The sequence below is a fragment of the Pseudomonas sp. CM25 genome, from assembly GCF_013179705.1.
In the GTDB taxonomy this organism is placed as follows: domain Bacteria; phylum Pseudomonadota; class Gammaproteobacteria; order Pseudomonadales; family Pseudomonadaceae; genus Aquipseudomonas.
Window position 1 is genome coordinate 1 of sequence record NZ_JABMCW010000097.1, and the last position, 17,547, is coordinate 17,547.

A 17,547-nucleotide genomic window follows, 5' to 3' on the forward strand; every position below is an offset into this window, starting at 1 on the left:
CCGACTACCAGAAAATGCACAAGGCCATTCTCAGTGGCCTGCTCAGCCAGATCGGCCAGAAGACCGAAGAGGGCGACTACCAGGGCGCCCGCCAGCGGCGCTTCTGGGTACACCCGTCGTCGGGCCTGGGGCGCAAGCGCCCACAGTGGATGATGGCTGCCGAACTGGTCGAGACCACCAAGCTGTATGCACGCATGGTGGCCAAGATCGAGCCGGACTGGATCGAACCGCTGGCCGGGCACCTGGTCAAGAAAAACCACTTCGAACCGCACTGGGAGAAGAAGCGCGGGCAAGTGGTGGCCTATGAGCAGATCACCCTGTACGGCCTGATCCTGGTCGGCCGCCGCCCGGTGCACTTCGGCCCGATCGACCCGGTCACCTCGCGCGAGCTGTTCATCCGCGAAGCCCTGGTGGGTGGCGAAATCCAGTCGCGGGCCAAGTGCCTGGCGGCCAACAAGCGCCTGCTCGAAGAACTCGATGAACTCGAGGCCAAGGCTCGCCGGCGCGACATTCTGGCTGACGAAGAAACGCTGTACGCCTTCTACGAAGCACGCCTGCCGGCGGAGATCCACCAGACCGCGACCTTTGACAGCTGGTACCGCATGGGCAGCCAGAAGGATGCCAGCCTGCTGATCATGCGCGAGGAAGACGTGCTGGCCCGCGAGGCCAGCGAAGTGACTGCCGCGCAGTACCCCGACAGGCTGCAGGTGGGCGAACTGCGCTTGCCGCTGAGCTACCACTTCGAGCCTGGCCACCCCCGTGATGGTGTGACCGTGCGGGTGCCGGCGCCGCTGCTGCCGAGCCTGCCGGGCGAGCGTCTCGAATGGCTGGTGCCAGGCCTGCTGGAAGCCAAGTGCGTGGCACTGGTGCGCAACCTGCCCAAGGCTCTGCGCAAGAACTTCGTGCCGGTGCCGGACTTCGTCAAGGCTTCACTGGCGCGCATGACCTTTGGCCAAGGGGCATTGCCGCAGGCGTTGGGCCAGGAGCTGCTGCGCATGACCGGTGCGCGTGTCTCTGATGAGGCGTGGGAGGAGTCGGTCAAGCTGGTCGAAGGCCACCTGCGCATGAACATCGAAGTGGTCGATGGCCAGGGCAAGTTCCTCGGTGAAGGCCGCGATCTCGCCGAGCTGACTGCACGCTTTGCCGCGGCCAGCCAGGCGGCGCTGGCCGTGCCGCGTGATGCCAATAACGAACAACCGGTGCAGGCCAAGGCCTTCAGCGAAGTGAAGCAGACCGCCCAGCAGAAGATCGCCGGGCTATCGATGACCGTGTACCCGGCGCTGGTGGAAGACAACGGTACGGTGCGTGAAGGGCGCTTCTCGACCCAGGCCGAAGCCGAGTTCCAGCACCGCCGCGCCTTGCAGCGCCTGCTGCTGCAGCAGTTGGCCGAGCCGGCCAAGTTCCTGCGCGGCAAGTTGCCGGGGCTTACCGAACTGGGGCTGCTGTACCGTGACATGGGCCGGGTCGATGCGCTGGTCGAGGACATCCTGCTGGCCAGCCTGGACAGTTGCATTCTCGAAGGCGAGCAGCCTTTGCCCCGTGATGGCGCGGCACTGGCCGGGCTGGCAGAGCGCAAGCGTGGCGCATGGGCCGAGCACGCCGAGCGCCTGGCTCGGCTTACCCTGGAGGTATTGAAGCTGTGGCATGGGCTGCAGAAGCGCTTCAAGGGCAAGATCGACCTGAGCCAGGCAGTGGCGCTGAACGACATCAAGCAGCAGTTGGGCAACCTGGTGTACCCGGGCTTCGTACGCGAGACGCCTGGTATCTGGTTCAAGGAGCTGCCGCGTTACCTGAAGGCGGTGGAGCTGCGCCTTGAAAAGCTGGGGTCGCAGGTGCAGAAGGACCGGGTGTGGAGTGGTGAGCTGGCCAACTTGTGGGCGCAGTACAAGGCTCGTGCCGACAAGCATGCCCAGGAGGGCAAGCGTGACGAGCAGCTGGCTTTGTATCGCTGGTGGCTGGAGGAATACCGAGTGTCGCTGTTTGCCCAGCAACTGGGTACCAAAGTGCCCATTTCGGATAAAAGATTGAGCAAGCAGTGGAGCCAGGTGGAGGGCTAAACTTCCACAGTTGTGGCAGTATTGATGCAATTTGGGGCCGGTGCACGGCCCCTGTGGGAGCGGGTTCACCCGCGAACGAGGGCACCGCCCTCGCTGTCTAGTTGGTACTAAAGTGCCATTAACCTGTCATATTCCCAGCCAGCGCCCTGTGGCGATGGCCTTTGACCAGAGGAACGACCGTGCATAACGTCGTGATCAGCGGCACCGGCCTGTATACCCCGGCCCAAAGCATTTCCAACGAAGAACTGGTGGCTTCCTTCAATGCCTGGTCGCAGCAGTTCAACCTGGACAACGCCGACGCCATCGCGCGCGGTGAAGTCGAAGCGGCGCCAGTGTCCGATGCTGCGTTCATCGAAAAGGCCTCGGGCATCAAGAGCCGCTTCGTCATGGACAAGGCGGGTATCCTCGACCCGCAACGCATGAAACCACGCCTGCCAGAGCGCTCCAACGACGAACAGTCGATCCTCTGTGAAATGGGCGTTGCCGCCGCACGCCAGGCACTGGAACGCGCCGGCCGCACCCCTGCCGATGTCGACGGGGTGATCGTCGCCTGCTCCAACCTGCAGCGCCCTTACCCGGCCATCGCCATCGAAGTGCAGCAGGCGCTGGGCATCCAGGGCTTTGCCTTCGACATGAACGTGGCTTGCTCGTCGGCCACCTTCGGCATCCAGACTGCCGCCAACAGCGTGCAGCTGGGCCAGGCCCGGGCACTGCTGGTGGTCAGCCCGGAGATCTGCACCGGGCACCTGAACTTCCGTGACCGCGACAGCCACTTCATCTTCGGCGACGCTGCCACTGCCGTGCTGGTCGAGCGTGCCGACCTGGCAACCTCGGCGCACCAGTTCGACATCGTCGGTACCAAGCTGCAAACCGCGTTTTCCAACAACATCCGTAACAACTTCGGCTTCCTCAACCGCGCGGCGGAAGAGGGTATCGACACCCGCGACAAACTGTTCGTGCAGGAAGGCCGCAAGGTGTTCAAGGAAGTCTGCCCGATGGTCGCCGAGCTGATCGGCAAGCATCTGGGCGAGAACGACCTGCAGCCGTCGGACGTCAAGCGCTTCTGGCTGCACCAGGCGAACCTCAGCATGAATCACCTGATCGTCAAGAAGCTGCTGGGGCGTGAAGTGGCCGAGGAGGATGCACCGGTGATTCTCGACCGCTACGCGAATACCAGTTCGGCGGGGTCGGTGATTGCCTTCCACTTGTACCAGGATGACTTGGCCAAGGGCTCGCTGGGGGTGTTGAGCTCGTTTGGTGCGGGGTATTCGATTGGTAGCGTGATTCTGCGCAAGCGCTGATTGCTTCGGAATGTCGGGGCTGCAAAGCAGCCCCTACAATCTCACAGGCAAAAAAAGCGGGAAATGCCGGATGGGGTCGGCATTCCCCGCTTCAGTGTGAAGCAGCGCAGGGTTTCGTTTAGAACTTGGCTTCCAGGTCTACCTGCAGGGTGTCTACGTCGGCATTGCTGTTAGGCAGCTGCGAAAGGTCGGTCTTGGCCATCAGGTAGGCCGCGCCCAGCGAGAAGTTCTTGTCGATCTCGTAGCCGACCTTGAACTTGTGACCGCGCGAGCCGGTGAAGCCGTTGCCAAAGTCGGAGTCCGTGAACAGGCTGACCACGGCATTACGCTGCACGTCGCGGTAGTTGTAGTCCAGGCTCCAGGCGCCGACTTTGGTCTTCAGGCCAGCCAGCCAGGCTTGGTCTTCGCCATCGGTGCTCTCGGTGTTCTTCACGTACTGGCCGTAAGCCGACAGCGGGATGGCAAAGCCGGTGAAGTCAACCTGGCCGAAGCCCTCGACCAGGTTGAATTCATTGGTGGTGTTGCCGAACGACTGCAGAATGGCTGCTTCCTTGTCGTTGTCGTAACCATAGATGCTGGCGCCCACGGTGAGCTTGAGCACATCAGCTGGGGCGAACTTGGCGCCCAACTGGCCATGGTAGACCTGCGCGTCGTGCTTGTACTGGACACCGTCGCCATCGACGTTGTCTTTCAACGTGTACTGACCGGCGCTGGCAAAGACTTCCGCGCCGCCCAGATCCGCTTTGTAGGTGGCGGCCACGCCTTCAGGGTTGATGTCGCTGTCCCAGATGATGTCGCCCATGCTCACCCACGGCTGGGGCATCTTGCCGCCGATCAGGTGCAAGTTCGGGACAGCGGTCGGGTGCCAGTCGAGGTAGGCAAGGTCGACCCACAGCGACTTCTTGTCGAAGTAGTTGTCGAAGCTCTGGTTGGTCGAACGACGGTCGGCGCTGCTGCCTGTGGCGATCCGCACGCCAGCATCGACCTGCGGGTTGATCTCGCTGTAGAACCCGACGCGAGCGCGTACGCGCTGACGGTCCTGGTTGCCACTGCTGCTGTTCGGGTCATCGACGTTGACGTCTTCGTAACGCAGGCGTACATCACCCTTGATCTGGGTCTTGGCGGCCCATGCCACTTTTTGTTCGAAGGAGCTCATACGTTCGGACTGAGCTTTCTGGTCGGCCTTTTCCTTGGTTTCTTTCGCCAGGTCGCCCTGCAGTTCGGTGTACTGCGCCTGGTTGATCGAGCCGTTGGCGCGGAGCATTTCGAGCAGCTTGGCGTCGACAGCTGCACTGGCCGGGGCACTCAGAGCCAGCATCATGCCGGTGAGGCTCACTCCGGTAAGTGTAGAAACAAGACGCATAAGGTTCTCCCTACTAAAAAAAATGGGGGAGGCTCAAGCGCCTGCCCCTGCGTTGGCATGTCTTCGGAAAGGGCCTGAATAGACAGGTTCTGGGGTTCCGGAAAACAGGCGCAAGTATTGCGGGGGCCAATGACAGATTAATGTCTAATTAGTGGCACTGTTGTTAAGTAATTGAGAATAAAAGGATCAGTGCCGCGTTCGCCATTTGAGTGACGGGCCTTCCTTGGGGATACTGGGTGCCTTGAGACAGCGAGCCAGAACCGTGACCAGCCTCTACAGCCTTGCCCATTTGCGTGATCTTCCGGCGGCCACCTGGGATGCCCTGGTGCCGGCCGGCCAACCCTTCCTGCGCCATGCTTTTCTTAGTGCCATGGAAGACAGCGGCAGCGTCGCCCGCAATACCGGCTGGGCCGCCGAGCACCTGGTGCTGGAGCGTGACGGGCAGGTGCGGGCGCTGTTGCCGGCGTATCGCAAGTGGCACTCGTTTGGCGAATATGTGTTCGATCATGGTTGGGCCGATGCCTGTGAACGGGCCGGCATCGCCTATTACCCCAAACTGCTTGGCGCCGTGCCGTTCAGCCCGGTGAACGGCCCGCGGCTGCTCAGCGCCGACCCTGGCGATGGCCAGCTGTTGCTGCAGGCGCTGCCGGAGTATCTGGGCAAGGGCGGGCTTTCCGGTGCGCACATCAATTTCACCGACCCGGTCCTGGACCAGCAACTGGCTGGCCTGCCGGGGTGGATGGAGCGCCTGGGTTGCCAGTTCCACTGGCATAACCGCGGCTATCGCGACTTCCAGGATTTTCTCGACACCTTGAGCTCGCGCAAGCGCAAGCAGATGCGCAAGGAGCGTGAGCAGGTGGCCGGGCAGGGCATCGAATTCCGCTGGTACCGCGGGGGGGAGCTGGACCAGGCACAGTGGGATTTTGTCTATCGCTGCTACGCCAACACTTACGCCGTGCGTCGCCGTGCGCCTTATCTGACCCGCGAGTTTTTCAGCCTTATAGCCGAGCGCATGCCCGAGGCACTGCGCGTGGTGATGGCCAGACAAGGCGGGCGTGATGTGGCGATGGCCCTGAGCCTGGTGGGTGGCGACAGCCTGTTCGGCCGATACTGGGGGTGCCTGGACGAGTTCGACCGGCTGCATTTCGAGACGTGCTTCTATCAGGGGATGGACTTTGCCATTGCCGAGGGTTACCAGCGTTTCGATGCCGGAGCGCAGGGGGAGCACAAGCTGATACGCGGGTTCGAGCCGGTGCTGACGCGGTCCTGGCATTACCTGCTGCATGCGGGGTTGCGGCGTGCGGTGGAGGATTTTTTGCTGCAGGAGCGGGAAGGGGTCAGGGCTTATGCAGAAGAGGCGCGGGGGATGCTGCCTTATCGCCGGGACTAAGCGTCTTGTGCTGCTTGTAATGGCCCTATCGCCGGCAAGCCAGCTCCCACAGGATCACCACAGGCCTTGAAATCTGTGGGGATCTGTGGGAGCTGGCGTGCCGGCGATAGGGCCGGTACAGGAGTCAGTCGACCCCGACAAAGCCCCCGGTCTGGTGATGCCACAAGCGGGCATACAGCCCCTGCTGCTCAAGCAGCTCACTGTGGCTGCCACTCTCGACAATGCGCCCCTTGTCCAGCACCACCAGGCGGTCCATCCGCGCGATGGTCGACAGCCGGTGGGCGATGGCGATCACGGTCTTGCCCTGCATCAGTGTCTCCAGGCTTTCCTGGATCGCCGCCTCCACCTCCGAGTCCAGCGCCGACGTGGCTTCGTCCATGATCAGGATCGGCGCGTTCTTCAGCAGCACCCGGGCAATCGCGATGCGCTGGCGCTGGCCACCCGACAGTTTCACCCCACGCTCACCCACATGGGCATCGAACCCGGTGCGGCCCTGGGCATCCGACAACTGCGGGATGAACTCATCGGCGCGCGCGCGGCGTACGGCTTCGTGCAACGCTGCCTCGCTGGCCTCGGGGCGACCATACAGCAGGTTGTCGCGGATCGAGCGGTGCAGCAACGAGGTGTCCTGGGTGATCATGCCAATCTGCGCACGCAGGCTGGCCTGGCTGACTTCGGCGATGTTCTGGCCGTCAATGAGGATGCGTCCGCCCTGCACGTCGTACAGCCGCAGCAGCAGGTTGACCAGGGTCGATTTGCCTGCCCCGGAGGGCCCGATCAAACCGATTTTCTCACCCGGGCGGATGTCCAGGTTCAGCCCCTCGATCACGTTGGCAGCCTTGCCGTAGTGGAAGTCCACGTCATCGAAGCGTACCGCCCCTCGGCTGACCTTGAGCGCTGGCGCGTTGGGCTTGTCGGTGACAGTAACCGGCTGGGCGATGGTCTGCAGGCCGTCCTGGACCATGCCGATGTTCTCGAAAATGCCGTTGACCACCCACATGATCCAGCCCGACATGTTGACGATGCGAATCACCAGGCCAGTGGTCAGGGCAATGGCGCCGACGGTGATCAGCGACTGGCTCCACAGCCACAGCGCAAGGCCGGTGGTGCCGACCACCAGCAAGCCGTTGAGGGTGGTGATGACCACGTCCATGCTGGTGATCACCCGCGAGGCCAGCTGGGTTTTCTCGGTTTGCTCGCTGATTGCCTCGCGGGCGTATTGCTGCTCGTAGTCGGTGTGGGCAAACAGCTTCAGGGTAGCGATGTTGGTATAGCCGTCGACGATGCGCCCCATCAGCTTGGAGCGGGCATCGGACGAGATCACCGAGCGCTCCTTTACCCGCGGCACGAAGTAGAAAAGCGCGGCGATGTAGCAGATGATCCACGCCAGCAACGGCAGCATCAGGCGCCAGTCGGCCTCGGCGAACAACACCAGCGAAGTAATGGCGTAGATCAGTACGTGCCACAGCGCGTCCACTGCTTGCACGGCTGAGTCGCGCAGTGAGTTGCCGGTTTGCATGATGCGCTGGGCGATACGCCCGGCAAAGTCGCTCTGGAAGAAGTTCAGGCTCTGCTTGAGCACGTAGCTGTGGTTTTGCCAGCGAATCAGGCTGGTCATGCCCGGGTTGATGGTCTGGTGCACCAACAGGTCGTGCAGGCCGAAGAACACGGGGCGCAGCAGCAGTATCACCACCAGCATCCAGATCAGTTCACCGCTGTGCTCACTGAAGAAGTTGGCATTTGGCGTGCCCTGGGCCAGGTCGATGATGCGGCTGAGATAGCTGAACATCGCCACCTCGATCAGCGAGGCGAACAGGCCGACTACCAGCAGGGCGAGAAAACTGGGCCACACCTGGCGCAGGTAGTACAGGTAGAACGGCCACACGGTGGTGGGCGGCGACTCGCTGGGCGCCTCGCGGAAAATATCGATCAGCTGTTCGAAACGGCGGTAAAGCATGGGGTGCGACACTCCTGTTCCATCCGGCCCTCAGGCGGTTTCACGTCCCTGTGAAGCCTGCGGTCAGTCGATGCGTTTGGCCGACTTGATGTAGACCGGGTCGGCCGGTACATCGCGCATGCCTTTCTTGACGGTGGTCGGCGAGTTGACGATCTGGTCGACCACTTCCATGCCCTTGGTCACCTTGCCGAACACGGCATAGCCCCGGTCACGCCCGGGGTTGAGGAAGTCGTTGTCGGCCACGTTGATGAAGAACTGGCTGGTGGCCGAGTTCGGGTCCGAGGTGCGTGCCATCGACAGCGTGCCACGGGTGTTCAGCAGGCCGTTGCTGGCTTCGTTCCTGATCGGGTCCTGGGTGTTTTTCTGCACCATCTGGTCGGTGAAGCCACCGCCTTGCACCATGAAACCGGGGATCACACGGTGGAAGATGGTGTTGTTGTAGAAACCGCTGTCGACGTATTCGAGGAAGTTCTTGGTACTGATCGGCGCCTTCTCGGCATTCAGCTCGATTTCGACCTGGCCGAAGCTGGTGTCCAGCATGACGTGCGGGGTCTTGTCGGAGGCCATGACGCTGGTGGCGAAGGCAACCGAGCAGGCGGTGAGCAGGAGTTTTTTCAGCATGGGCTCAAAGATCCTTGAGAGGTGGAAGCGGCCGCGAGGAACTGCAGCAGGGTCTGGTTGAAGACCTCGGGTTGATCGAGGGGTGTAGCGTGCCGCGAATCGTCGACGACGACCAGCCTGGCGTTGGGCATGAGGGCGACATAGCGCTCTTTCAGGTGTATCGGGGTGTAATCGTGGTCGGCGGCAATTACCAGGGTAGGACAGTGGATCTGGCCGATGCGTTCCTGCACGCCCCAGTCGACGATGGCGTCGAAGCTCTTGAGGTAGGCGCGCTTGTCGTTGCGTGCCCAGCGTTCGGCCATCTTTTGCCGCAAGTAGGCCTGCCCGGGTTTGGGGAACAGGCGTTCGGCCAGGCTTTTGCCGACGGTTTCGACACTGAGGATGCGCGCCAGGCCCCAGCGCTTGAGCCACCAGACCCAGTCACTGCGGGTGCGGCGCTTGACCTCCGGGGCGCTGTTGACGATGCACAGGCTGCGCAGCCACTGGGGGTGGTCGACGGCAAACTGGAAACCGACCATGCCGCCCATGGATAAACCGACGAGGTGCACCGGACCTGTGTGCAGGTGTTCGAGCAGGGCCAGCAGGTCGGCGCTGAAGGTGGCGATCTGGTAACCGTCACGGGGCTTGTCGGAGCGGCCGTGGCCGCGAATGTCCATGAGGATGACCCGGTAGTGGCGGCTTAGCGCCGGCACCTGCAACTCCCAGTCCTGGCAGCTGGAACCCAGGCCGTGCAGCAGTACCAGCGGTTCGCCCTGGCCATATTCCCGGTAATGCAGTGCGCATCCTTCATGTTCGAAATAGGCCACGGGCGCGGTCCTCTCAGGCTTGTGGGGGGGCTGCGAAGGGCACGTCCAGTGGCGCAGTGTCGAAGTTGCGCAGCAGGTCGATGAGAATCTGCGTGGCCGGGCCCAAGGTCTTCTCTTTGCTCGAATAAAGGTAGAACAGTGGATGGCGGCTGCCACCCTGATCCAGCGGCAAAGGCTTGAGCACGCCATCGCGCAGCTCGCGCTCGATCATGTGCCGGGGCAGCCAGGCAAAGCCCAGGCCACTGCCGACGAAGGTGGCGGCGGTGCCCAGGCTGCCCACGGTCCAGCGCTGTTCGGCGCCCAGCCAGCCGACGTCGCGCGGTTGCGCGCGGCCAGAGTCGCGGATCACCACCTGCAGCTGGCTTTCCAGGTCCTGGAAGGTGAGCTCGCGGCCAAGGCGGTGCAGGCTGTGTTCGGGGTGGGCGACGGCGACGAACTCCACTGCGCTCAGTTCGGCGCCCAGGTAGCCGCCGATGCTGTAGCTGCTGATGGCCAGGTCGGCGATGCCTTCGTGCATCACTTCCTCGACGCCAGACAGCACCTCCTCACGCAGGCGCACCCGGCAGCCACGGCTTTGCGGCATGAACGCGGCCAGGGCGCGTACCAGGCGGGCGCTGGGGTAGGCTGCATCGACTACCAGACGCACCTCGGCTTCCCAGCCCTGCTCCATGTGGTGGGCCAGGTCTTCGAGCTGGCTGGCCTGCTTGACCAGATGCCGCGACCGGCGCAGCAGAACGTTACCGGCCTCGGTGAGCACCGCCTTGCGGCCATCGATGCGCAGCAGCGGCACGCCCAGTTGCTCCTGCATGCGCGCCACGGTGTAGCTGACCGATGACTGTGAGCGGTGCAGAGCCTCGGCGGCCTGGGCAAACCCGCCGTGATCGACCACTGCTTGCAGGGTCCGCCACTGGTCAAGGGTTACGCGCGGCGCTTTCATGTTTCGCTCCTGTTGTCCTAAGCTGCGCTCTTTCAAGGAGAGCGGCCCATGAAGAAATGTTGTGCGGCAATACTGATGTGCCTGCCCCTCGGGGCCATGGCTTACCCCATCGATGTAGAGAAGCAGCTGACCGGGGTCAAGCTTGACTACGCCGCGTATGACACGGCCTACGACATTGGCGCCATTACCCTGAACAACTATGGGCAGGTTCCGGCAGCGTGCAAGGTAACCTTCCGCAATGGCCCGGAGGCGCCGCGGGTGCGCCGGGTAAACGTGCCAGCGGGTAAAAGTGTCGACGTCACTGCCAAATTCAACCGGCAGATCATCAAGCTGCGCATCGCGTTGAGCTGTGCGGCGGAATAAACCGATAAATCGATAGATTGAACCCACTTTTTACGCTTTTTTATCGATAGGTCAAGCCTTAATCTCCCCTCCATCGAATCGCACCCTTTTTTGCCGATGGAGGCACCTCATGTCCCGCGTACTGATCATCGAAAGCAGCGCCCGCCAGCAGGATTCCGTTTCTCGTCAGCTGACCCGTGACTTCATCCAGCAATGGCAGGCCGCCCACCCGGCCGATCAGATCACCGTACGCGACCTGGCGGTAAGCCCGGTGCCACACCTGGATGCCAACCTGCTCGGCGGCTGGATGAAGCCGGAAGAACAGCGCAGCGCTGCCGAGCTGGAGGCCCTGGCCCGTTCCAACGAATTGACCGATGAATTGCTTGCCGCCGATGTGCTGGTGATGGCTGCACCGATGTACAACTTCACCATCCCCAGCACCCTCAAGGCCTGGCTGGACCATGTGCTGCGTGCCGGCATCACCTTCAAGTACACCCCTACCGGCCCGCAGGGCCTGCTGACCGGCAAGCGCGCCATCGTGCTGACTGCCCGCGGCGGTATCCACGCCGGCGCCACCAGCGACCACCAGGAACCGTACCTGCGCCAGGTAATGGCTTTCATCGGCATTCACGATGTCGATTTCATCCATGCCGAAGGCCTGAACATGAGCGGCGAGTTCCATGAGAAGGGCCTGAACCAGGCCAAGGCCAAGTTGGCGGCGGTGGCCTGAGGCTTAACGAATTCCCAACCCTGACACCTGTTTTTGCTCCTTTGGGTGTACCTGCCCGGTCCTTTTGGCCGGGCTTTTTTATGCCTGGGATTTGGTGGCGGCCTGTGCCGGCCTCTTCGCGGGCAAGCCCGCGAAGAGGCCGGCACAGCCCCCACATTCCTCATGGTTGAACACAAAGCCCGCAACCCGCTAAGGTCGCGGCCTTGATCCACGAGAGGCAACCATGGGCTACCTGATAATCGTCGCGCTGATCCAGGCGTTTTCCTTCAGCCTGATCGGCGAGTACCTGGCCGGGCACGTCGACAGCTATTTCGCCGTGCTCGCACGGGTGCTGCTGGCCGGCCTGGTGTTTCTGCCGTTGACCCGCTGGCGCCAGGTGGAACCGCGCTTCATGCGCTCGATGCTGCTGATCGGCGCGTTGCAGTACGGCATCACCTATGTCTGCCTGTACCTGAGCTTTCGCGTGCTCACCGTGCCCGAGGTACTACTGTTCACCATCCTCACGCCGCTGCACGTGACGCTGATAGAGGACGCCATGAACCGGCGCTTCAACCCGTGGGCGCTGGTGGCGGCGCTGGTGGCCGTGGCCGGCGCGGCGGTGATCCGTTTCGACAGCATCAGCGGCGAGTTCTTCATCGGCTTCCTGCTGCTGCAACTGGCCAACTTCACCTACGCTGCCGGCCAGGTGCTGTACCGTCACCTGGTCGCCCGCAACCCCAGCGACCTGCCGCACTACGCGCGTTTTGGCTACTTCTACCTCGGCGCCTTGCTGGTGGTGCTGCCGGCGTTCCTGCTGTTCGGCAATGCGCAGCACCTGCCGAGTACCGACGTGCAATGGCTGGTGCTGCTGTTCCTGGGTTTGTGCCCGACGGCGCTGGGCCTGTACTGGTGGAACAAGGGTGCGTGCATGGTTTCTGGCGGCACGCTGGCGGTGATGAACAACTTGCATGTACCGGTGGGGCTGCTGCTGAACCTGCTGATCTGGAACCAGCACGAACCGCTGGGGCGGTTGTTCATCGGCGGCGCGATCATTCTGGCGTCGGTGTGGTTGAGCCGCTTGGGTGCTCGCGGGCAAGCGCCATTGGCCGGCAAGGCCTGACATGCACACTGTCTTCGTCATCGTCGCGCCGATCTTCGCCCTGATCCTGGTCGGCTACCTGTGCCGCAAGACCAACAAGCTGGGCGACAAGGCCGCCGCCGAAATCAACAAGATGGTGGTCTGGCTGTGCCTGCCGGCGTTGCTGTTCAAGGTAACCGCCACAGCCACCTGGAGCGAGATCTGGCACCCGGGGTTCATCGTCGCCTTTGGCGGGGGCGCCCTGGCCATGTTCGTGGTGACCCTGCTGTGGCGCTTGCACAGCGGCCACGGCCTGGTCGCGGCGAGCATCGACGGGCTGAGTGCCGGGTATGCCAACACCGGCTACATCGGCATCCCTTTGTGCTTGTTGCTGTTTGGCCAGGCAGGCCTGCAGCCGGCGCTGATCTCGTCGTTGCTCGTGGTGTGCCTGGTGTTTGCCATTTCGCTGACCCTGATCGAGGTCGGGCTGCAGGAGGAGCGGCAGATTGGCCGGGCGATCCTGCTGGTGAGCAAGGCGCTGGCGAAGAACCCGCTGGTGTTCTCGCCGCTGGCGGGGGCGGGGTGGGCCATGGCTGGATTGGGCCTGGCCGAGCCGGTGATGCACTTTCTCGACATGCTGGCGTTGGCCACCACGCCTTGCGCGTTGATCTCGCTGGGCGCGTTTCTGGCAGAAAAACGCCCGGGTGCGCAGGCCAACCCATGGCCGTTGGTGGGCTTGAAGCTGGTGGGGCAGCCGGCGTTGACCTGGGTACTGGCGTTCAAGGTGTTCAGCCTGCCGACCATGTGGGCGGCTTCGGCGGTGCTGCTGGCGGCACTGCCGACCGGGACCGGGCCGTTCATGCTGGCGGAGTATTACAACCGTGAGGCGGGGTTGATATCGCGCACGATCCTGTTGTCGACCGTGGCTTCGCTGCTGACCTTGACCGGGTTGTTGTACCTGCTGGGTTATGCGGGGTAGCCGAAGGCCCTGTCGCCGCGGTTAGTCGCCACGACAAGCCAGCTCCCAGTAACTGTGGGGGTGGTGGGCTGCAAAGCAGCTCCAAACGGGAACACCACCGTCTTGCGGAACTGCGCGGTACCTGTGGGAGCTGGCTTGCCGGCGATGGGCTGCAAAGCAGCCCCGGCAATCTCAAGCCTCGCTCATCTCTTCCAGGCGACGCGGCATCGGCTCGGCCGCCATACGCCCGGCCAACCCCACCCGCATGTCATTGCCACTCGGCTGCTGATAGAGGCTCAAGCCAAACTCCGGCAGCACCGCCAGCAGGTAGTCGAAGATATCCCCCTGAATCCGCTCATAGTCCGCCCACACCGTGGTGGTGGTGAAGCAGTAGATCTCCAGCGGCACGCCTTCGGCGGTGGTCTGCATCTGCCGTACCATACAGGTCATGTTCGGGTGAATGTTGGGGTGGTTCTTCAGGTAGGCCAGGGCGAACGCGCGGAAGGTGCCGATATTGGTCAGCTTGCGGCGGTTGGCCGACAGCTCGGCCACCGGCCCCAGCGCCTCGTTCCAGTTCTGCAGCTCCTGGCGCTTGCCGGCCAGGTAGTCGCCAAGCAGCTGTATCTGGCTCAGGCGCTGTTCCTCTTCGCGGGTAAGGAAGCGCACGCCGGCGGCATCGATGAACAGGCTGCGCTTGATCCGCCGGCCGCCGGACTGCTGCATGCCGCGGTAGTTGCGGAACGACTCGCTCATCAGGCGCCAGGTGGGGATGGAGACGATGGTCTTGTCGAAGTTCTGCACCTTCACCGTGTGCAAGGTGATATCCACCACATCGCCATCGGCACCCACCTGCGGCATTTCGATCCAGTCACCCACATGCAGCATGTCGTTGCTGGTCAACTGCACGCTGGCGACGAACGACAGCAGCGTGTCCTTGTACACCAACAGCAGTACCGCCGACATGGCGCCCAGGCCAGACAGCAGCAACAGCGGCGAACGGTCGATCAGGGTGGCGACGATGACGATGGAGGCGAAGATCCACAGCATCATCTTGGCCAGTTGCACGTAGCCCTTGATGGAGCGGGTGCGGGCATGTTCGGTGCGGGCATAGATGTCGAGCAGGGCATCCAGCAGGCACGACAGCGCCATGGTCATGAACAGCAGGGTAAAGGCCAGGGCGACATTGCCGAGGAAGTGCTGAGCGGTGTCGGACAGCTCCGGCACCAGCTTCAGGCCAAATTGCAGCACCAGCGACGGTGTGGTCTGGGCCAGGCGGTGGAAGACCTTGTTGTGGCGCAGGTCGTCCAGCCACTTCAACGCCTGTTGGCGGGCCAGCAGGCGCGCGCCGTGCAGCATCAGGAAGCGCGCCAGGCGGCCGATGACCAGGGAAATCAGCAGCAGCACCGCCAGACCGATGGCAGCGTGCAGCATGGGATGTTGGTCGAGGGTGCCCCACAGGTCGAGGGAGTCACGCCAGATTCTTTGGATATCCATGGGTTTGCGTACAGTCTTGTTGCGAAACGAAGCGCCATTAGAGCGCGGATGGCGACAAAGTTGCCAAAAGAAATTCGGCTAAGGCTGCAGAAAACGTTACCCTATGCAACTGAATTTCCCGCACTTGCCTGAGGTTACCTCCGTGTTCTCCCAATTCGCCCTGCATGAACGCCTGCTTAAAGCCGTGGCCGAGCTTAAATTCGTCGAGCCTACCCCGGTGCAGGCCGCGGCCATCCCCTTGGCCCTGCAAGGGCGTGACCTGCGCGTGACCGCACAGACCGGCAGCGGCAAGACCGCGGCCTTCGTGCTGCCCATGCTCAACCGCCTGGTCGACCTCAGCGGCCCTCGCGTCGAGATCCGCGCGCTGATCCTGCTGCCGACCCGTGAGCTGGCCCAGCAGACCCTCAAGCAAGTGCAGCTGTTCTCGCAGTTCACCTACATCAAGTCGGGCCTGGTGACCGGCGGCGAAGACTTCAAGGAACAGGCCGCCATGCTGCGCAAGGTGCCGGACGTGCTGATCGGCACCCCGGGCCGCCTGCTCGAGCAGCTCAATGCCGGCAACCTCGACCTGTCCCATGTGAAGGTGCTGATCCTCGACGAAGCCGACCGCATGCTCGACATGGGCTTTGCCGAAGACATGGAGCGCCTATGCAAGGAGTGCGAGAACCGCGAGCAAACCCTGCTGTTCTCGGCCACCACCGGTGGCGCGGCCCTGCGCGACATCATCGGCAAGGTGCTGAAAGATCCTGAACACCTGATGCTCAACAGCGTTTCGCAGCTGGCCGAAGGTACCCGCCAGCAGGTCATCACCGCTGACCACGACCAGCACAAAGAGCAGATCGTTCAATGGTTGCTGGCCAACGAGACGTTCGACAAGGCCATCATCTTCACCAACACCCGCGTCATGGCTGACCGTATCTACGGCCACCTGGTCGCCAAGGACGTGAAAGCGTTCGTGCTGCATGGCGAAAAGGACCAGAAAGACCGCAAGCTGGCCATCGAGCGCTTCAAGCAGGGCGGCTCCAAGGTACTGGTGGCCACCGATGTGGCGGCCCGTGGCCTGGACATCGATGGCCTGGACCTGGTCATCAACTTCGACATGCCGCGCAGCGGTGACGAGTACGTACACCGCATTGGCCGTACCGGCCGGGCCGGTGGCGAAGGCCTGGCGATCTCGCTGATCACCCACAACGACTGGAACCTGATGTCCAGCATCGAACGCTACCTCAAGCAGCAGTTCGAGCGCCGGGTGATCAAGGAAGTGAAGGGCACCTACAGCGGGCCGAAGAAGGTCAAGGCATCGGGCAAGGCTGTCGGTAGCAAGAAGAAAAAGGTCGACAAGAAGTCGGGTGACAAGAAGGCTGCTGCCAAGCGCAAGCCTACCGCCAAGCCGAAGGCCAACGCCCCGCTGGCGAGTGCGGATGGCCTGGCGCCGTTGAAGAAGCGCAGGACTGCCGCCGAGTAATCGGCCGGTACTAGCCCTGTGGCCGGCTTGCCGGCGACAGGGCAGTCAACAAACCTTCAATCAGCCTTTTTCTCCGCCTCTTTCAGTTCCTTGACCCGCTGGTCGATCAGCTGGCACTTGTCGGGCAAGTCCTTGCTCGCCGTCCCCAACTCCATTCCCTGAAGCTCGTCATTGATCTCCTTGGCCTTTTGCGGGTTCTGCTCGGTCAACCGAGAAACCAAGCCGGCCAGCTCTTCACGTTTTTGCGTTGCCTCCTCCGGTGTACAGCCCCAGGCGGGCAGGGCGCTGAACAGTAGAGTGGCGCAGGCGATAGGCAGCAGCGGTTTCATCCTTATACCTCCGGCGGGGGTGATGAGCGGTGGAGACGCGCCTACGGCAGTTGGTTCAGTGCCTTCGACCGGCGGCTATACCCCTGGGTATATTTACCGCAGTCATCCTCGGCTCTAGTTTGAAGCCACAAACATGACAACCGAGGAACAGACCCATGGATCGATTGAAAGGCAAAGTGGCGCTGATAACCGGCGGCGCAGGCGGGTGCGGCCTGGCCGCTTCGCAGCTGTTCGCCGCCGAGGGCGCCAAGGTGGTGATCCTCGACTTGCCGACCAGCCAGGGTGAAACGGTGGCGGCAGGTATCAATGCCGACGGCGGTCAGGCGCTGTTCGTCGCTGCCGATGTGTCCCAGGCCGACCAGGTGCACCGAGCGGTAAGCCAGGCCCAGGCACACTTTGGCCCGATCACCGTGCTGATGAACCACGCAGGCATCATCGCGGCCGGCCCGTTCCTGGAAACCAGCGAAGCCGACTGGGACCGGTTGATGAGCGTCAACGTGAAAAGCATGTTCCTGGTCACCAAGGCCGTATTGCCAGGCATGCTCGCCGCCGGCGGCGGCAGCGTCATCTGCACTTCGTCGATTTCGGCAGTGGTCGGCACCCCGATGGAAGTGCTGTATTGCACCACCAAAGGTGCCTGCCACATGTTCGCCCGCGCCTTGGCCGTGGAGTACCGCGACCAGAACATCCGCAGCAATGCCATCTGCCCAGGCTTTATCGGCACCGCCCATGGCCGCCGC

General features: G+C 62.8%; 16 protein-coding genes. 9 read left to right on the forward strand and 7 right to left on the reverse strand.

Annotated features, from left to right (window positions below; genetic code table 11):
- Positions 1-2,057 (forward strand): ATP-dependent RNA helicase HrpA (gene hrpA / locus HP546_RS12810; protein WP_172225423.1); only part of this gene is annotated, 2,057 nt, incomplete at its 5' end.
- Between the two features lie 179 nt (positions 2,058-2,236).
- On the forward strand, positions 2,237-3,358 hold the full coding sequence (locus tag HP546_RS12815; RefSeq protein ID WP_172225425.1) for a beta-ketoacyl-ACP synthase III: 1,122 nt from the start codon (positions 2,237-2,239) through the stop codon (positions 3,356-3,358).
- A 118-nt stretch (positions 3,359-3,476) separates the two neighbouring features.
- On the opposite strand, the gene HP546_RS12820 is transcribed toward HP546_RS12815, so the two are convergent.
- A complete protein-coding gene (locus HP546_RS12820; RefSeq protein WP_172225427.1) occupies positions 3,477-4,721 on the reverse strand; it encodes a putative porin in 1,245 nt (414 codons plus the stop codon).
- Between the two features lie 262 nt (positions 4,722-4,983).
- Between HP546_RS12820 and HP546_RS12825 the strand changes: the two genes are divergently transcribed.
- Positions 4,984-6,111 carry a GNAT family N-acetyltransferase gene (locus tag HP546_RS12825; protein WP_172225429.1) on the forward strand — a complete coding sequence of 376 codons (1,128 nt, stop codon included), beginning with the start codon at positions 4,984-4,986 and terminating at the stop codon, positions 6,109-6,111.
- Positions 6,112-6,235: 124 nt separating this feature from the next.
- On the opposite strand, the gene HP546_RS12830 is transcribed toward HP546_RS12825, so the two are convergent.
- From HP546_RS12830 to HP546_RS12845, 4 genes are all read right to left on the reverse strand, one after another.
- The gene (locus HP546_RS12830; RefSeq protein WP_172225431.1) at positions 6,236-8,068 is read right to left on the reverse strand and encodes an ABC transporter ATP-binding protein; all 1,833 of its coding nucleotides are present in this window, start codon (positions 8,066-8,068) and stop codon (positions 6,236-6,238) included.
- A 63-nt stretch (positions 8,069-8,131) separates the two neighbouring features.
- Entirely contained in the window at positions 8,132-8,689 is a 558-nt protein-coding gene (locus HP546_RS12835; RefSeq protein ID WP_172225433.1) for a peptidylprolyl isomerase, read from the reverse strand.
- On the reverse strand, positions 8,683-9,495 hold the full coding sequence (locus tag HP546_RS12840) for an alpha/beta fold hydrolase (protein WP_172225435.1): 813 nt from the start codon (positions 9,493-9,495) through the stop codon (positions 8,683-8,685). The genes HP546_RS12835 and HP546_RS12840 overlap by 7 nt, the downstream gene beginning before the upstream one ends.
- A 13-nt stretch (positions 9,496-9,508) precedes the next feature.
- Positions 9,509-10,432 carry a LysR family transcriptional regulator gene (locus HP546_RS12845; RefSeq protein WP_172225437.1) on the reverse strand — a complete coding sequence of 308 codons (924 nt, stop codon included), beginning with the start codon at positions 10,430-10,432 and terminating at the stop codon, positions 9,509-9,511.
- A 48-nt stretch (positions 10,433-10,480) separates the two neighbouring features.
- Between HP546_RS12845 and HP546_RS12850 the strand changes: the two genes are divergently transcribed.
- From HP546_RS12850 to HP546_RS12865, 4 genes are all read left to right on the forward strand, one after another.
- A complete protein-coding gene (locus HP546_RS12850) occupies positions 10,481-10,795 on the forward strand; it encodes a 3-phosphoglycerate kinase (protein WP_172225439.1) in 315 nt (104 codons plus the stop codon).
- A gap of 109 nt (positions 10,796-10,904) precedes the next feature.
- Complete coding sequence (locus HP546_RS12855; RefSeq protein WP_172225441.1) at positions 10,905-11,504, forward strand: FMN-dependent NADH-azoreductase; 600 nt, start codon at positions 10,905-10,907, stop codon at positions 11,502-11,504.
- Between the two features lie 223 nt (positions 11,505-11,727).
- A complete protein-coding gene (locus HP546_RS12860; RefSeq protein WP_172225443.1) occupies positions 11,728-12,603 on the forward strand; it encodes a carboxylate/amino acid/amine transporter in 876 nt (291 codons plus the stop codon).
- Between the two features lies 1 nt (position 12,604).
- Entirely contained in the window at positions 12,605-13,540 is a 936-nt protein-coding gene (locus HP546_RS12865; protein WP_172225445.1) for an AEC family transporter, read from the forward strand.
- A gap of 171 nt (positions 13,541-13,711) precedes the next feature.
- On the opposite strand, the gene HP546_RS12870 is transcribed toward HP546_RS12865, so the two are convergent.
- Positions 13,712-15,013, reverse strand: coding sequence for a mechanosensitive ion channel family protein (locus tag HP546_RS12870; protein ID WP_172225446.1), 1,302 nt, complete (start codon positions 15,011-15,013; stop codon positions 13,712-13,714).
- 103 nt (positions 15,014-15,116) lie between these two features.
- Between HP546_RS12870 and HP546_RS12875 the strand changes: the two genes are divergently transcribed.
- Positions 15,117-16,478, forward strand: a complete 1,362-nt coding sequence (locus tag HP546_RS12875) for a DEAD/DEAH box helicase (protein WP_172225448.1) — start codon at positions 15,117-15,119, stop codon at positions 16,476-16,478.
- Between the two features lie 56 nt (positions 16,479-16,534).
- Here HP546_RS12875 and HP546_RS12880 read toward each other — a convergent pair whose 3' ends face one another.
- Positions 16,535-16,807: a hypothetical protein gene (locus HP546_RS12880; RefSeq protein ID WP_172225450.1), complete on the reverse strand. Its 273-nt coding sequence runs from the start codon at positions 16,805-16,807 to the stop codon at positions 16,535-16,537.
- Between the two features lie 155 nt (positions 16,808-16,962).
- Between HP546_RS12880 and HP546_RS12885 the strand changes: the two genes are divergently transcribed.
- A partial coding sequence (locus HP546_RS12885) for an SDR family NAD(P)-dependent oxidoreductase (RefSeq protein WP_172225452.1) occupies positions 16,963-17,547 on the forward strand: 585 nt, incomplete at its 3' end.

What these genes read in the sequence shown, in the direction of transcription:
- HP546_RS12820 (WP_172225427.1), bottom strand. Translation starts at nt 4,721, where the DNA reads ATGCGTCTTGTTTCTACACTTACCGGAGTGAGCCTCACCGGCATGATG.
- HP546_RS12830 (WP_172225431.1), bottom strand. Translation starts at nt 8,068, where the DNA reads ATGCTTTACCGCCGTTTCGAACAGCTGATCGATATTTTCCGCGAGGCG.
- HP546_RS12835 (WP_172225433.1), bottom strand. Translation starts at nt 8,689, where the DNA reads ATGCTGAAAAAACTCCTGCTCACCGCCTGCTCGGTTGCCTTCGCCACC.
- HP546_RS12845 (WP_172225437.1), bottom strand. Translation starts at nt 10,432, where the DNA reads ATGAAAGCGCCGCGCGTAACCCTTGACCAGTGGCGGACCCTGCAAGCA.
- HP546_RS12850 (WP_172225439.1), top strand. Translation starts at nt 10,481, where the DNA reads ATGAAGAAATGTTGTGCGGCAATACTGATGTGCCTGCCCCTCGGGGCC.
- HP546_RS12855 (WP_172225441.1), top strand. Translation starts at nt 10,905, where the DNA reads ATGTCCCGCGTACTGATCATCGAAAGCAGCGCCCGCCAGCAGGATTCC.
- HP546_RS12860 (WP_172225443.1), top strand. Translation starts at nt 11,728, where the DNA reads ATGGGCTACCTGATAATCGTCGCGCTGATCCAGGCGTTTTCCTTCAGC.
- HP546_RS12865 (WP_172225445.1), top strand. Translation starts at nt 12,605, where the DNA reads ATGCACACTGTCTTCGTCATCGTCGCGCCGATCTTCGCCCTGATCCTG.
- HP546_RS12870 (WP_172225446.1), bottom strand. Translation starts at nt 15,013, where the DNA reads ATGGATATCCAAAGAATCTGGCGTGACTCCCTCGACCTGTGGGGCACC.
- HP546_RS12875 (WP_172225448.1), top strand. Translation starts at nt 15,117, where the DNA reads ATGCAACTGAATTTCCCGCACTTGCCTGAGGTTACCTCCGTGTTCTCC.
- HP546_RS12880 (WP_172225450.1), bottom strand. Translation starts at nt 16,807, where the DNA reads ATGAAACCGCTGCTGCCTATCGCCTGCGCCACTCTACTGTTCAGCGCC.